This is a genomic window from Neorhizobium sp. P1_A6, assembly GCF_056406795.1.
Window position 1 is genome coordinate 1 of sequence record NZ_JBFTZM010000015.1, and the last position, 14,261, is coordinate 14,261.

Annotated in this window: 13 protein-coding genes; 1 reads left to right on the forward strand and 12 read right to left on the reverse strand. The window is 62.8% G+C overall.

Going from position 1 to position 14,261, the window contains the following annotated elements; all coding sequences use genetic code 11:
* Positions 1 to 201: 201 nt before the first annotated feature.
* From AC1D3C_RS24270 to AC1D3C_RS24310, 9 genes are all read right to left on the reverse strand, one after another.
* Positions 202 to 1,758, reverse strand: a complete 1,557-nt coding sequence (locus AC1D3C_RS24270) for a formate dehydrogenase beta subunit (protein WP_477484659.1) — start codon at positions 1,756 to 1,758, stop codon at positions 202 to 204.
* Positions 1,755 to 2,234 carry a formate dehydrogenase subunit gamma gene (locus tag AC1D3C_RS24275; RefSeq protein WP_477484660.1) on the reverse strand — a complete coding sequence of 160 codons (480 nt, stop codon included), beginning with the start codon at positions 2,232 to 2,234 and terminating at the stop codon, positions 1,755 to 1,757. The genes AC1D3C_RS24270 and AC1D3C_RS24275 overlap by 4 nt, the downstream gene beginning before the upstream one ends.
* A 180-nt stretch (positions 2,235 to 2,414) precedes the next feature.
* Positions 2,415 to 3,308 (reverse strand): LysR family transcriptional regulator, encoded by an 894-nt coding sequence (locus AC1D3C_RS24280; RefSeq protein WP_105404600.1) that lies wholly within the window; start codon positions 3,306 to 3,308, stop codon positions 2,415 to 2,417.
* A 153-nt stretch (positions 3,309 to 3,461) separates the two neighbouring features.
* Positions 3,462 to 3,869, reverse strand: coding sequence for a F0F1 ATP synthase subunit epsilon (locus AC1D3C_RS24285; protein ID WP_436110974.1), 408 nt, complete (start codon positions 3,867 to 3,869; stop codon positions 3,462 to 3,464).
* Between the two features lie 171 nt (positions 3,870 to 4,040).
* Positions 4,041 to 5,471, reverse strand: coding sequence for a F0F1 ATP synthase subunit beta (atpD, locus tag AC1D3C_RS24290; protein WP_038546473.1), 1,431 nt, complete (start codon positions 5,469 to 5,471; stop codon positions 4,041 to 4,043).
* A 23-nt stretch (positions 5,472 to 5,494) separates the two neighbouring features.
* Positions 5,495 to 6,373 (reverse strand): F0F1 ATP synthase subunit gamma, encoded by an 879-nt coding sequence (locus tag AC1D3C_RS24295; protein ID WP_038590766.1) that lies wholly within the window; start codon positions 6,371 to 6,373, stop codon positions 5,495 to 5,497.
* Between the two features lie 42 nt (positions 6,374 to 6,415).
* A complete protein-coding gene (gene atpA / locus AC1D3C_RS24300) occupies positions 6,416 to 7,945 on the reverse strand; it encodes a F0F1 ATP synthase subunit alpha (RefSeq protein WP_247137215.1) in 1,530 nt (509 codons plus the stop codon).
* Positions 7,945 to 8,511, reverse strand: coding sequence for a F0F1 ATP synthase subunit delta (locus AC1D3C_RS24305; protein ID WP_477484661.1), 567 nt, complete (start codon positions 8,509 to 8,511; stop codon positions 7,945 to 7,947). The genes atpA and AC1D3C_RS24305 overlap by 1 nt, the downstream gene beginning before the upstream one ends.
* A gap of 261 nt (positions 8,512 to 8,772) precedes the next feature.
* Positions 8,773 to 9,156, reverse strand: a complete 384-nt coding sequence (locus tag AC1D3C_RS24310) for an AGROH133_08824 family phage infection protein (RefSeq protein ID WP_247137217.1) — start codon at positions 9,154 to 9,156, stop codon at positions 8,773 to 8,775.
* Between the two features lie 113 nt (positions 9,157 to 9,269).
* On the opposite strand from AC1D3C_RS24310, the gene AC1D3C_RS24315 reads away from it, so the two are divergent.
* A complete protein-coding gene (locus AC1D3C_RS24315; protein WP_477484662.1) occupies positions 9,270 to 10,328 on the forward strand; it encodes an alginate lyase family protein in 1,059 nt (352 codons plus the stop codon).
* 9 nt (positions 10,329 to 10,337) lie between these two features.
* Here the strand turns inward: AC1D3C_RS24315 and AC1D3C_RS24320 are convergent, their stop codons facing one another.
* From AC1D3C_RS24320 to AC1D3C_RS24330, 3 genes are read right to left on the reverse strand one after another with little or no spacing between them, the layout of a single operon-like run.
* The gene (locus AC1D3C_RS24320; RefSeq protein ID WP_477484663.1) at positions 10,338 to 12,560 is read right to left on the reverse strand and encodes a primosomal protein N'; all 2,223 of its coding nucleotides are present in this window, start codon (positions 12,558 to 12,560) and stop codon (positions 10,338 to 10,340) included.
* A 48-nt stretch (positions 12,561 to 12,608) separates the two neighbouring features.
* A complete protein-coding gene (locus tag AC1D3C_RS24325; protein ID WP_477484664.1) occupies positions 12,609 to 13,751 on the reverse strand; it encodes an AAA family ATPase in 1,143 nt (380 codons plus the stop codon).
* Positions 13,752 to 13,760: 9 nt separating this feature from the next.
* Positions 13,761 to 14,231: a GNAT family N-acetyltransferase gene (locus AC1D3C_RS24330; protein WP_477484665.1), complete on the reverse strand. Its 471-nt coding sequence runs from the start codon at positions 14,229 to 14,231 to the stop codon at positions 13,761 to 13,763.
* Positions 14,232 to 14,261 lie beyond the last annotated feature (30 nt).

Below are 14,261 nucleotides of genomic sequence, written 5' to 3' on the forward strand. Positions count from 1 at the left end.
CCTCTGGCCTGCCGGCCATCTCCCCCACAGGTGGGGAGATTACAAGCGGCATGGCCGCCGCTTCAAGAGAACCGAAGCGGAGGATGAAACGTGGAATGGAAAGTGATGAGCGCGCGCCCAGCCGATCTCCCCCCTTGAGGGGGAGATGGCCGGCAGGCCAGAGGGGGGCGACTTGCGCCGAAGCAAAGATAGGAGCGTCCATCACTCAGCCGCCTCCACCATCGGAGCCGGAGAAARGTCCTCCGGAAAGTGGTTCATCGCGCTCATCACCGGATAGGGCGTGAACCCACCGAGCGCGCAGAGGGAGCCGAACTTCATCGTGTTGCAGAGGTCGGCGAGCAGCGCCTTGTTCTTCTCCGGCTCGATCCCTTGCGCAATCTTGTCGGCCGTTTCGACGCCGCGGGTCGAACCGATGCGGCAGGGCGTGCACTTGCCGCAGCTCTCGATGGCGCAGAATTCCATCGCGAACCGCGCCTGTTTCAGCATGTCGGCACTATCGTCGAACACGGTGATGCCGGCATGGCCGATCAGCCCGTCCCGGGCCGCGAAAGCTTCATAGTCGAACGGCGTATCGAAGAGAGCGCGCGGGAAATAGGCTCCGAGCGGCCCGCCCACCTGCACCGCCTTCACCGGCCGTCCGGTCGCCGTGCCGCCGCCGATATGGTCGACGATCTCGCCGAGCGACAGGCCGAAGGCCGTCTCGTAAAGGCCGCCGTATTTGACGTTGCCGGCGATCTGAATCGGGATTGTGCCGCGCGAACGGCCCATGCCGAAATCGCGATAGAAGGCGGCACCGCGATCCATGATGACCGGCACCGACGCAAGCGAGATGACGTTGTTGACCACCGTCGGGCGGCCGAGAAAACCCTGCAGCGCCGGCAGCGGCGGCTTGGCGCGCACGATGCCGCGCTTGCCTTCCAGCGAATTCAGCAGCGAGGTCTCCTCGCCGCAGACATAGGCGCCGGCGCCGGAGCGGATCTCCATGTCGAAGGCATGCACCGAGCCCATCACCGACGGCCCGAGGATCCCGGCGGCGCGGGCGATCTCGACGGCTTGGCGCATCGTCGCGATGGCATGCGGATATTCCGAGCGGGTATAGACATAACCCTTGGTGGCGCCCGTCGCGATGCCAGCAATGATCATGCCTTCGATCAGCACGAAGGGATCGCCCTCCATGATCATCCGGTCCGCGAAGGTGGCGCTGTCGCCCTCATCTGCATTGCAGACGATGTATTTCTGCGGCCCCACCGCATCCATCACCGTCTTCCACTTGATGCCGGTCGGGAAGCCGGCGCCGCCGCGGCCGCGAAGACCACTGTCGGTGACCTGAGCGACGATCTCGGCCCGGCTCATGGCGATCGCGTTCTCAAGACCCTTCAGACCCTGATGGTGGCGATAGTCGTCGAGCGACAGCGGATCGGTGACGCCGCAACGGGAGAAGGTCAGCCGCGTCTGCTGGCGCAGGAATGGAATGTCCTCGGTCGGCCCGAGATGCAAAGCATGCTGTCCACCGTCTACAAAGCCGGCATCGAACAATCCCTTCACGTCGCCGGCCTTGACCGGCCCATAGGCGATACGCCCGTGTTCGGTACTCACCTCGACCAATGGCTCCAGCCAAAACATGCCGCGCGAGCCGTTGCGCACGACTTTCGCATCGAGGCCGCGGGCTGCGATCTCCTGGGTAATCGCGTTTGCCACCTTTTCGGCTCCGAGAGCGAGCGCTGCGGCATCGCGCGGCACGTAGATCGTCACCGTCATCGGCTTAGCCCCGCAACGATTTCGGAAAGACAGTGTTCGTCGACGCGGCCGTAGAGCTCGCCGTCAAGCATCGCGGCCGGCGCGCAGGCACAGAGCCCAAGACAGTACACGGCTTCCAGCGTCACCGAGCCATCGAGCGTCGTCTGGTGGAAGTCGATCCCGAGAAGCTGCCGGGCGCGGTCCGCAATGCGGTCGCTGCCCATCGACTGGCAGGCTTCGGCGCGACAGAGCTTTAGCACATGCCGACCGGCCGGGTGGTCGCGGAATTCGTGATAGAAGGTGACGACACCATGCACTTCGGCGCGCGACAGGTTGAGTTCGCTGGCGATGACCGGCTTCACCTCCTCCGGCACATAACCGAACTCCGCCTGGATCGCATGCAGGATCGGCAGCATCGGGCCTTCCAGATGCTTCAGATCCCTGATGATCTGAAGCGACCGCTCGGTGAGCTCACCAGCGGAAATTCGCATATTCATAGTCTGCAGCCTCCCAGCTGATCCGTCCCAGCGCTGCGGCGTCGGCGCCACCATGCACATGAGGATCAGAAAGCCGACGAAGTTGTCCGACAATCGTACTTCGCCTACTGGGAATGGAATGTCGCAACCGATGCCGCAACCGTCAATAAAGGAGATCGGTTACGCGATAGAAAAAAGCTATCAAGCCATGGCAGCGGGAGTGAGGCTGCGAGCCTCGTGAAGCAGGGCCGACACCAGCGGCGTAAACGGCTCGCGGTGTGTCGCAACAAGCCCGACGATATGCGTGGCTTCCGGATCGACGATCGGGATCGTCCTGATTTCTTTTGTAAAGCCGAATGAACGCGCCACGTTGCGCGGCATGATGCTCGCCCACCGCCCGGTCCCCACATGCGAGAGAAGCACAACCATGGAGTTCGATTCGAGCATCGGCTTCACCGTCACCCCCGCTTCGGCGAGGTGCTGGTTGATGATCCGGCGGTTCTGCATGTCCGGCGTCAATAGACAGAGCCTAAGATCGGCCATCTCTTTCCAGGTAACGCTTTCCCGGTCCGCATAGGGCGCACCTTCGGCGGTCACCAGATTGTAGCGCTCCGCATAAAGCGGCACGCTCGTCACCCGCCCCAGCGGCTCGTTGTCGAGATAGGTAATGCCCGCGTCGATTTCGAAATTGTCGAGCTGCGAAAGCACCTGCAGCGAATTGCGCGAGACGACGGAAAACGTGACCTCCGGATGCTTCGCCTGGAAGGGTTCCGTCAATCTGGGGATCATCGCCAGTGCCGTCGGGATCGACGCCAGTCTTATATGGCCGACAAGACCCTTGCGGGCGGCACGCATCTCCTCGCGCATGGTGCGCGCGTCGCCGACGATCCGTTTTGCCCATTCCAGCACGCGCTGGCCTTCCGGCGTCAGGCCCTGATAGCGCGAGCCGCGCACCACCAGCTGCACGCCGAGGCTCTCCTCGAGCTGGCGGATGGCGGCCGAAAGCGATGGCTGCGAGATGCCGCATTCCTCCGCCGCCCGGCCGAAATGGCCTTCTCGCGCCAGGGCAATGAAAAATTCCAGCTTGTCGATCATCGCGTTCCTCCGCCGACAAGGGCTAACAAGATGGCGCGGCACATACAAGCAGTCATCCGGTCACGACGATAGCCGCGACGGGGGCCGACCACCGTCCAAAGAAAAAGGCGGCCTTTCGGACCGCCTCGATCTTTCGCAGAGAATTTTGGAAACTCAGGCCGGATTGACGACGCCGTTGAGATGGGTCAATTCCGCCAGGAACTGCTCGAGCTTGGTCTTGTGCTCGTCGTTCTGCGCGTGGTTGATCTCGGACTGCGTCGTCTCGATCCGCTTCTGCAGCGTCGCGTGGGTCAGCTCGCTCGCCGGAACCGCAGATTCGGCAAGCAGCGTGCAGCCGGTCGGCAGGATGTCGGCAAAGCCACCGAAAACCACGTATTTGTGAACCTGGCCCGAGGCAAGCTTCACCGAAACCACACCCGGCTTGATGGTCGTCATCGTCGGCGCGTGATTGGCAAGCACCGTCATTTCGCCAAGCGTCGCCGGGATCACCACTTCGGTGACCTTTTCCGAGACGAGCAGGCGCTCGGGCGAAACCAGTTCAAAGTTGAAAGCCTCGGCCATGAAGGTCCACTTCCTCAAAGCAATTCCAGCAAAAGTGCAGAGCGGTTTTGCGTCCGGGATTGCGAAAAACTAAATCACCAGGGCATCGAGGCAATTCCTTGCCGAGAAGCCCGCGTGTTTTATGCGGGAAAGGCGCGCCGGATAAGTTCCCGCGCGCCATCTCGTTCAGGATCAGGCGGCTTCGGCCAGCTTCTTGGCCTTTTCGACGGCTTCTTCGATCGAGCCGACCATGTAGAAGGCAGCTTCCGGAAGATGGTCGTAGTCGCCGTTGACGAGGCCCTTGAAGCCCTTGATCGTGTCTTCGAGCGCGACAAGCTTGCCCGGCGAACCGGTGAAGACTTCGGCAACGAAGAACGGCTGGGACAGGAAGCGCTCGATCTTGCGGGCGCGCTGGACGGTCATCTTGTCGTCTTCGGACAGTTCGTCCATGCCGAGGATGGCGATGATGTCCTGGAGAGCCTTGTAGCGCTGCAGGGTCGACTGGACCTTGCGGGCGATGTCATAGTGCTCTTCGCCGACGACCAGCGGGTCGAGCATGCGCGAGGTGGAGTCGAGCGGGTCGACGGCCGGGTAGATGCCCTTTTCGGCGATCGAACGCGACAGAACCGTCGTTGCGTCCAAGTGGGCGAACGAGGTTGCCGGTGCCGGGTCGGTCAAGTCGTCGGCGGGAACGTAGATGGCCTGAACCGAGGTGATCGAGCCCTTGGTCGTGGTGGTGATGCGTTCCTGCATCTGGCCCATGTCGGTGGCCAGCGTCGGCTGATAACCCACGGCCGAAGGAATACGGCCGAGCAGAGCCGACACTTCCGAACCTGCCTGGGTGAAGCGGAAGATGTTGTCGACGAAGAACAGAACGTCCTGGCCTTTGTCGCGGAAGTCTTCAGCGATGGTGAGACCCGTCAGAGCGACGCGAGCGCGGGCGCCCGGCGGTTCGTTCATCTGGCCGTAAACCAGCGCTGCCTTGGAGCCTTCGCCGCCGCCATGCTTGTTGACGCCCGATTCGATCATTTCGTGGTAAAGGTCGTTGCCTTCGCGGGTACGCTCACCGACGCCTGCGAACACGGAGTAACCGCCGTGTGCCTTCGCGACGTTGTTGATGAGTTCCATGATGAGAACCGTCTTGCCGACGCCTGCACCGCCGAAGAGGCCGATCTTGCCGCCCTTTGCATAAGGCGCGAGAAGGTCGACGACCTTGATGCCGGTAACCAGGATCTGGCCTTCGGTCGACTGCTCGACATAAGCCGGTGCTTCCTGGTGGATGGCGCGCTTGCCGGAAGTGACCAGCGGACCGGCTTCGTCAACCGGCTCGCCGATGACGTTCATGATGCGGCCGAGCGTTTCCGGACCGACCGGAACGGTAATCGGAGCGCCGGTATCCGTGACGTGCTGACCACGAACCAGACCTTCGGTCGAGTCCATTGCGATGGTGCGGACGGCGCTTTCGCCGAGGTGCTGCGCGACTTCGAGAACGAGGCGATTGCCGTTGTTGTCGGTTTCAAGCGCGTTCAGGATCGCCGGCAGTTCGCCGTCGAAAGTGACGTCGACGACAGCGCCGATAACCTGGGTCACCTTGCCGAGGGACGTGCCCGTTGCGGTAGCCATGATTCTTACCCTCTTTCTTTACCTCAGAGCGCTTCCGCGCCCGAAATGATTTCGATAAGTTCCTTGGTGATCTGTGCCTGGCGCTGACGGTTGTAGGAGAGTGTCAGCTTGTTGATCATGTCACCGGCATTGCGCGTCGCGTTGTCCATTGCGGACATCTGCGCGCCATAGAAGGAAGCGTTGTTTTCGAGCAGAGCCCGGAAGATCTGGACCGCGACGTTCTTCGGCAGCAGGTCTTCGAGGATTTCCTCCTCGCTCGGCTCGTATTCGTAGAGCGCCGAGGAGGCATCCGCAGCCTGCGTCGCATCGAACTTGGCCGGGATGATCTGCGAAGCGGTCGCCACCTGCGAGATCACCGACTGGAAGCGCGCATAGAACAGCGTCGCGATGTCGAATTCGCCGGCATTGTAGAGTGCGAGCACCTTGTGTGCCACCTCGTCGGCCTGGGCGAAACCGAGCTGCTTGATTTCGCGGAACGTCACGTAGTCGACGATGTTGTCCTTGAAGGTGCGGCGCAGGATGTCGTTGCCCTTGCGGCCGACGGTGATGATCTTCACCGTCTTGCCCTGGGCAAGCAGCTTCAGCGCGTGATCGCGGGCGAGACGGATGATCGAGGAGTTGAAGCCCCCGGCCAGACCGCGTTCGCCGGTCGCGACGATCAGCAGATGAACCTGGTCCTTGCCGGTGCCGGAAAGCAGCAGCGGCGCTTCCGCATTGCCGGCATTGGCGGCCGAAAGGCCGGCCAGCACCTTGGTCATGCGTTCCGCGTAAGGACGGGCGGCCTCGGCCGCCTCCTGGGCACGGCGCAGCTTCGCCGCGGCGACCATTTTCATCGCCTTGGTGATCTTCTGCGTCGCCTTGACGGAGGCGATCCGGTTTTTCAGATCCTTAAGTGAAGGCATCCGTTATCGGTCCCCTGGGGGTTAGGTGGGCTTGATCCGTTCTCAGGCGAACGACTTGGCGTAGCTGTCGAGAGCAGCCTTCAGCTTCGCACGCGTGTCGTCGGAAAGCTGCTTCTCGGTGCGGATCGCATCGAGGATAGCCTTGCCTTCGGAACGCAGGTACGAGAGGAAGCCCTGCTCGAACTTGCCGACCTGGGCGACCGCTATTCTGTCGAGGTAGCCGTTGACGCCGGCAAAGATCACTGCGACCTGCTCTTCCGTCTTCAGCGGCGCGAACTGCGGCTGCTTCAGGAGTTCCGTCAGGCGTGCACCGCGGTTCAGCAGGCGCTGCGTCGAGGCGTCGAGGTCGGAGCCGAACTGGGCGAAGGCGGCCATTTCACGATACTGGGCGAGTTCGCCCTTGATCGAGCCGGCAACCTGCTTCATCGCCTTGATCTGCGCGGCGGAACCGACGCGGGAAACCGACAGGCCGACGTTAACGGCCGGACGGATACCCTGGTAGAACAGGTCGGTTTCAAGGAAGATCTGGCCGTCGGTGATCGAGATCACGTTGGTCGGAATGAAGGCCGAAACGTCGTTACCCTGGGTTTCGATGACCGGCAGAGCCGTCAGCGAGCCATTGCCACGCTCGTCGGAGAGCTTCGCAGCGCGCTCCAGAAGGCGGGAATGCAGGTAAAACACGTCGCCCGGATAAGCTTCGCGGCCCGGCGGGCGGCGCAGCAGCAGCGACATCTGACGATAGGCGACGGCCTGCTTGGAAAGGTCGTCGTAACCGATCAGGGCATGCTGGCCGTTGTCACGGAAGTATTCGCCCATGGCGCAGCCGGCGAACGGTGCCAAGTACTGCATCGGAGCCGGATCGGAAGCAGTCGCGGCAACGATGATCGAGTACTGCAGAGCGCCACGCTCTTCGAGAACCTTCACGAACTGGGCAACCGTCGAGCGCTTCTGACCGATGGCGACGTAGACGCAGAACAGCTTTTCCGAGTCCGGGCCGTTGTCGTGAATGGCCTTCTGGTTGAGGATCGTGTCGAGAATGATAGCGGTCTTGCCGGTCTGGCGGTCACCGATGACCAACTCGCGCTGGCCGCGGCCGACTGGGATGAGCGCGTCGATGGCCTTGAGGCCGGTCGACATCGGCTCATGAACCGATTTGCGCGGGATAATGCCCGGAGCCTTGACGTCGACGCGCGAACGGCGGGTCGCGTTGAGCGGGCCCTTGCCGTCGATCGGGTTGCCAAGCGCGTCAACGACGCGGCCGAGCAGTTCCGGACCAACCGGAACGTCGACGATGGCGCCGGTCCGCTTGACGATGTCGCCTTCCTTGATCGCGCGGTCGGAACCGAAGATGACGACGCCGACATTGTCGGCTTCGAGGTTCAGCGCCATACCACGGATGCCGCCCGGGAATTCGACCATTTCGCCAGCCTGGACATTGTCCAGACCGTAGACGCGGGCAATGCCGTCGCCGACGGACAGAACCTGTCCGACTTCGGAAACTTCAGCCTCCTGGCCAAAGTTCTTGATCTGGTCTTTCAGAATTGCGGAAATTTCCGCGGCGCGGATATCCATCAGCCAACCTCTTTCAGTGCAAGCTTAAGGGTGGAAAGTTTGGTGCGAAGGGAAGTGTCGATCTGACGAGAACCGACCTTGACGATCAGTCCGCCGAGGATCGACGGGTCGATGGTCACGGCGATTGCCACGTCCTTGCCGGTTACGCCCTTCAGCGCCGACTTGAGTTCGTTTTCCTGCGCCTGGGAAAGCGCATGCGCCGAGGTGACCTCCGCAGTGATTTCACCGCGATGCTCTGCGGCGATCTGGCGGAAGGCGCGGATCATGCCCGGCATCGCGAAAAGACGACGATTGCCGGCGACCACCTTCAGGAAATTGGCGACGAGACCGGAAATGCCAGCCTTCTCGGCCACGGCGATCACGGCCCTCTGCTGGTCCTCGGCGGAAAATACCGGGCTTGCGACCAGGCGTCGCAGGTCTTCACTCTCATCCAGCAGCGCCTGAAAACGATCAAGATCGGCACCGACCTTGTCGATCGAACCAGCCTCGAGGGACAGTTCGAAAAGCGAGGAAGCATAACGCTCCGCTACACCGGAAATAAGCTGGGACGTGTCAGCCACGGGCACAGTTTCCCTGTATTGCCATCCAAGCGCCAGACCCTATGGGAGAGGTGAAGCAAGAGCTTGAAATCGTTTGATTTTTTCTCAGAACCTGCAGAGCTTGCGCCCTACCCTTTCCGACTTTCGCGGTCCGTCTAGCATAGGCTGTAAGGACTCGCAACACGCCTGATAACGGAAAAAGCCGGACACGCAAGGGCTGAGAGCGATTTTATACCGGAAGCGGAAGGATTTTCGGCAGGCAACCGCCTGCAATCTTCGAATTATGCGTCAGATATAGCCGAAGACATAGGCGAGCGGCCCGCCGGCGAGCGCAACCTGAAGTAGGGAAAATGCTACGTTTCTGAGGGTGAAGCCTCGATCCAGGGCACACGACAGCAGCCGCCCCAGGGCAGCAAATCCGAGTGCGATACCGAGTGTCATGTAGATCCAGTCCTGGGCGAGCATGATCGCCGCCAGGCCGAACCCGAGATGATGGGCGCCGGTGGATCGGACCGCGGCATAACCTTCCGGCCGAACCTCGCCGATCTGGAACGCCGTCAGGCGCAGAACGAAAGCGGGAAACAAGAAAACGAGAAGACCGAGCGCAGCGGTTACCGCCGCACAGACAAAGGCGACCCGTTCGCCGAATTCCGTGGGAAAATAGAGTTCCATCCGGCCCTCGTTTCATTCGATTCGTTCGATTATAACCATTTGGGTAAACAAGTCGAAAAACGGCGAATTCTCGGGCCGGTTAGACGATGCGGCAGCCGATCAGGAGAAACGGAATGACGACGACGACAAGAATTTTCCGGCTCTCGGCCCTGACTGTCGCGATCGCGGTCTCACGCCTCTCGCCTGCCCTCGCCGACCAGATGGTAAAAAGCCCCTGGGACAATCCGCCCACAGCGGCGGCGGCCACAACCCCGGAGAAATGCGGGCCGGCGCCGAACCTCCCGGCCGGCCTTGAGACGGCAGACTACTATAGCGACAAGGCCCACTCGGTCATCGATCCCGCCCGCAAGCAGGCCTATGACGACGCGGTGAAGCCCCTGCAGGCGGCCGCACGGAAGATCGAGGCGATGGCCGACCGGTATCGCACGACGGGTGATGCATCCTCCGCCGTCTGCGCCGCATCCTGGCTTTCGACACTCGCCCGTTCCGGAGTTCTCACCGGTCCGATGTCCAGCAACCAGGCGGTTTACGTGCAGGGCTGGATGCTGGGTGCGTTTTCGGTGGCCTGGCTTAAAGTCCGCTCCGCGCGTGGGGTGCCGGCTTCCGCGACCGACGCCGTTCCGCACTGGCTGGCGAGGATCGCCGAGCGGAACATGACCTATTACGATGATCGCGATAACAAGATGGATGGCCGCAACAACCATCGTTACTGGAGCGGTTTTGCGGCCATGGCTGCCGGCATTGCCGCAAGCCGCGAGGACCTGACCGATTGGGGCATGGAGAGTTTCCGTGTCGGCATCGCCCAAATCCGCCCGGACGGCACGCTGCCGCTCGAAATGGACCGCCGCGCCCGCGCCCTCCACTATCATCTCTTCGCCGCGGCCCCGCTCGTCACCATTGCCGAGCTCGCCGCGGCCAACGGCAAGGATCTCTATGCCGAGCGCAACGCGGCGCTGGGCCGACTGGTGAAAACCGCCGCCGCCGGCATCGATACCCCCCAGGCATTCGATACAAAAGCCGGCGTGAAGCAGGAGGAGATCAAGCTCCATGCCGACGACATCGCCTGGGCGCAACCCTTCGAAAAACGTTTTCCCGATCCGGCTCTGCATGCCCTGCTCGACAAGCTGCCGAACCGCAGCATCCTCTATCTCGGCGGCCTACCGCCGGGCTGAGCCATTCCGCTAAAGGAAGCTCTGCGGGTCGATATCGAGCTGGATCTGCACCGAGCCGCGCTGTTTCGGGCCGTTCTCCATCATCGCCCGCAGAAACGCCTGCATGTCGGAATTGCGGCGTCCATGCACCAGCAGCCGGAAGCGGTGCCGGCCGCGCACCAGCGCCAGCGGCGCCTCCGCCGGACCGAGCACCGAAATTCCGGTGATTTTCGGCGCGGCGGCCCTGAGGCCCCGCGCATGGGTTTCAGCATCCGCCCGGGTATCGGCGGAGACGATCAGCGAGGCAAGCCGGCCGAACGGCGGCAGGATCGCCTTCTCGCGCTCGGCGATCTCCCGCTCGTAGAAAGCGCCGGCATCTCCCGAGACGATTGCCTGCATCACCGGATGCTGCGGCTGGAAGGTCTGCAGCAGGCCATGGCTCTTGAGGCCGGTTCGCCCGGCGCGGCCGGTCACCTGGCTCAGAAGCTGGAAAGTGCGCTCGGCGGCGCGCGGATCGCCATTCGAAAGCCCGAGATCGGAATCGACGATGCCGACCAGCGTCATCAGTGGAAAATTGTGGCCCTTGGCGACCAGCTGGGTGCCGATGACGATATCAGCCTCGCCCTTGGCGATCGCCTCCAGCTCCAGCCGCATGCGCTTGACGCCGCCGAGCAGGTCCGACGACATGACGATCGTCCGCGCTTCCGGAAAATGCTTTTCGACTTCCTCGGCAATCCGCTCGACACCCGGGCCGCAGGCGACGAGGTGGTCGAAGGTCCCGCATTCGGGACACGCTTCCGGCGTGCGCTCCGAATAACCGCATTGATGGCACTGGATCTGGCTCTTGAACCGGTGCTCCACCAGCCAGCTCGAACATTGCGGGCATTGGAACCGGTGGCCGCAGACGCGGCAGAGGGTCAGCGGCGCATAACCACGCCGGTTGAGGAAAAGCAGCGACTGCTCGTTCCGCTCCAGGGTTTTCTTCATGGCCCGCAAAAGCACCGGCGACAGGAAGCCGCCGCGCTCCGGCGGGTGGCGCCGCATGTCGATCAGATGCAGGTCCGGCATCGCCGCATCGCCGAAACGGGTCGGCAGGTGCACGGTGTTGTAGCGGCCGGCCAAGCCGTTGACCTGGCTCTCCACCGAAGGCGTCGCGGAAACCAGCACGATCGGAAAATCCCCGATCCGGGCCCGCACCACCGCCATGTCGCGGGCATTGTAGAAGACCCGGTCTTCCTGCTTGTAGGCAGGGTCGTGCTCTTCGTCGACGATGATCAGGCCGAGATCCTCGAACGGCAAGAACAGCGCTGAACGTGCGCCGGCTACCACCTTCACCTCGCCGGTCACCACGCCGCGCCAGACCTTTTCGCGCATGCGGGGGGCAAGGTCCGAATGCCATTCGCCGGGCTTGGCGCCGAACCGTTCCTGGAAACGCTCGAGGAAGCTCGATGTCAGCGCGATTTCCGGCAGCAGGATCAGCACCTGCTTTCCGCGCCTCAAGGTTTCGGCGATTGCCTCGAAATAGACTTCCGTCTTGCCCGAACCGGTCACGCCGTCGATCAGCGAGGCGGAGAACCCGCCGGCCCGGATTGAGTCGAGGATATCCACGGACGCCTGTTTCTGCGGCCCCTCGATGCGCGGAGTAATATAATCCGGATCGGGTAGCGCCACGACCGGTGGTGGCGGCAGGAAGACGGTCTCGAAAATTCCCTGCGCCGTCAGCCCGTCGACAACACTCATCGAGACACCGGCAGCATGTGCCAGCCCGCTGCGCGTCCACGGAATTTCCTCCTCGCCGGCAAGATCGAGCACCCGGGCGCGCGCCGGTGTCAACCGCTCCGGCTGGCCGCCGAGATAACGCAGGCCTTCGACCATCGGCTCCGGATCGAGTGCCGCCGGCGCGCGGATTGCCATGCGCGCCACGAGGCCCGGCGGCGACAGCGTATAGCTCGCCACCCAGTCGACGAAGTCGCGCATTTCCTTGGAGAGCGGCGGGCAATCGAAGACCAGCGTGATCGGCCTCAGCTTCTTCGGGTCGAGCCTGTCGTCGTTGTCCCCGTCCCAGACGACGCCGATCAGCTGCCGCGGGCCAACCGGCACCTGCACGACCGAACCGGGTTCCACATGCACGCCCTCCGGCACGGCATAGCTATAGGCGCCCGGCACCGGCAGCGGCACCAGGACCGGCACCACCCTTGCCAATGACGGCGCTTCGAACAGTGAACCGAAGAGATCGGACGAATCTATGCCCATGGGCGGGACCATGCCCAAATGCGGAACAAAAGTGAACCCTAAACAGGACTACTCATCGTCGTCCTCGTCATCGATGACGCCGGTCAGCCGCATGCCCTGGATCCAGGTCGCACCATCCTTTCGTATCACCCGCCGCGGCCGCGTGCCGCAACGTTCCTCGACGGCGGAAGCAAGCGGCTCCGAATGGGTAACGATCCAGATCTGGCTGTAGCGAGCGGCCTGGGCGATCATGTCCGCCAGCGGCGCCAGCATATCCGGATGCAGGCTCGCCTCCGGCTCGTTGAGCGCAATCAGCGGCGGCTGCCGATAGGACATCAGCGCCGCAGCGAGCCCCAGGAAACGGATCTGCCCATCGGAAAGCTCACGCGGCTGAAACACCCGTTTGGGAAAATCCGGGAAGATCAGGCCGAATTCCGCATATTCGCCGGGCTCAGGCACATGCAGTTTCGCCCCGCCAAGAGCCGCGGCAACGGCGCGGTCGAGCTCCACCGTATCCCCGCGGGTGTGGACGAGTGTCGCGAACACCGCCGCCATGTTCCCTCCGTCCTGATCCAGCAGCGGCGAGGTAACGGCAAGGCAGGGCTGCCGCAGGGTGGAATCGCGATCCGTTCGAAAACCATGGAAGAACCGCCAGCCGTCGATCAATCGCCGAAAAGCCCCTGCTTCCGGATAGTGGCCGGCATCGCCGAGCAGCGCGATTGCCGTTTCCGAGGTCATCGCCTTTTCGGGATACTCCTCCATGCGACCGCTTGTCCCACGCACCATGATCCCCGGCCCGGTACGTTTTATCATCGTCACGGGCCGCGCACCGGTTTCAACGATAAGCTCCTCTTCCTTCACCTGCGGCTCGAAGGCAAAGCCCGCCGCATCGATAGGCGGACGAAGGCCTGCCTCGACCCGGTAGCGGAACGTCACCGCCCGCTCTTCATCAAGAACCTCGACCTCGAGCTTGATGCGGAAATTCTTCTCCTGCCGGCGCTGACCGGACCAGAGCGCCGAGGCCATGCCGCCTTCGGCTGCGATCTCATAGGCAAGATTGCCGCGAACGGCCGCCTGCACCAGCTGCAGGGCACGGTAGAGATTGGATTTTCCGACACCGTTCTCACCGATGAACAGGTTCACGCCGGCCAGATCCATGCGGATCGAGCGCAGAGAGCGGTAGTTGGCGGCAAACATCGAGCGAAGCAGCATGCTCTATTCCTAGCCGAAGAGCGGGTCTAGCCGAAGAATGGCGGGAAAACCGTCGCTCAGGTGCAGGGTGTGCGTATAGCTCTCGCCCGTCAGCGGCTGAAACCCCATGGCCTGCCAGAAACTGATGGCATCGTCGCTGCCGGCGTGGACTGTCACCACCGGCGTGAAGGAGCGGGCGTGTTCGAGCAGGTGTTCGGCAAGACGCCTGCCGATCCCCCTGCCCCGGTATTGCCGCGACACATAAAAGCGGCGCATCCGCAGCCAGTCGGCCCGCGACGGCTCGACCGTCATCCCGCCGACGGCGATCAGCCGCCCCTGATCGTGGGCGCCGAGCAGGCTTTCGCCGCGTCGCTCGAAGCGATTGATCCCCGCAGACCATTCCTCGGCGATCCGCAGGATGTGATTATAACCGTCCTGCCTGGCGGTCTCCGCGAGCATCACGATATCGCCCGCGAGCGGGTTGCCTAGCGGAGCAACCACCACGCCTATCTCCAGTGGAGCTGTATCCGC

Bases quoted from the DNA above. Each gene is read 5' to 3' on its own strand.
- AC1D3C_RS24295 (WP_038590766.1), bottom strand. From the start codon at position 6,373: ATGCCTTCACTTAAGGATCTGAAAAACCGGATCGCCTCCGTCAAGGCG.
- AC1D3C_RS24320 (WP_477484663.1), bottom strand. From the start codon at position 12,560: ATGGGCATAGATTCGTCCGATCTCTTCGGTTCACTGTTCGAAGCGCCG.
- AC1D3C_RS24280 (WP_105404600.1), bottom strand. From the start codon at position 3,308: ATGATCGACAAGCTGGAATTTTTCATTGCCCTGGCGCGAGAAGGCCAT.
- AC1D3C_RS24285 (WP_436110974.1), bottom strand. From the start codon at position 3,869: ATGGCCGAGGCTTTCAACTTTGAACTGGTTTCGCCCGAGCGCCTGCTC.
- AC1D3C_RS24325 (WP_477484664.1), bottom strand. From the start codon at position 13,751: ATGCTGCTTCGCTCGATGTTTGCCGCCAACTACCGCTCTCTGCGCTCG.
- atpA (WP_247137215.1), bottom strand. From the start codon at position 7,945: ATGGATATCCGCGCCGCGGAAATTTCCGCAATTCTGAAAGACCAGATC.
- AC1D3C_RS24315 (WP_477484662.1), top strand. From the start codon at position 9,270: ATGACGACGACGACAAGAATTTTCCGGCTCTCGGCCCTGACTGTCGCG.
- atpD (WP_038546473.1), bottom strand. From the start codon at position 5,471: ATGGCTACCGCAACGGGCACGTCCCTCGGCAAGGTGACCCAGGTTATC.
- AC1D3C_RS24275 (WP_477484660.1), bottom strand. From the start codon at position 2,234: ATGAATATGCGAATTTCCGCTGGTGAGCTCACCGAGCGGTCGCTTCAG.
- AC1D3C_RS24310 (WP_247137217.1), bottom strand. From the start codon at position 9,156: ATGGAACTCTATTTTCCCACGGAATTCGGCGAACGGGTCGCCTTTGTC.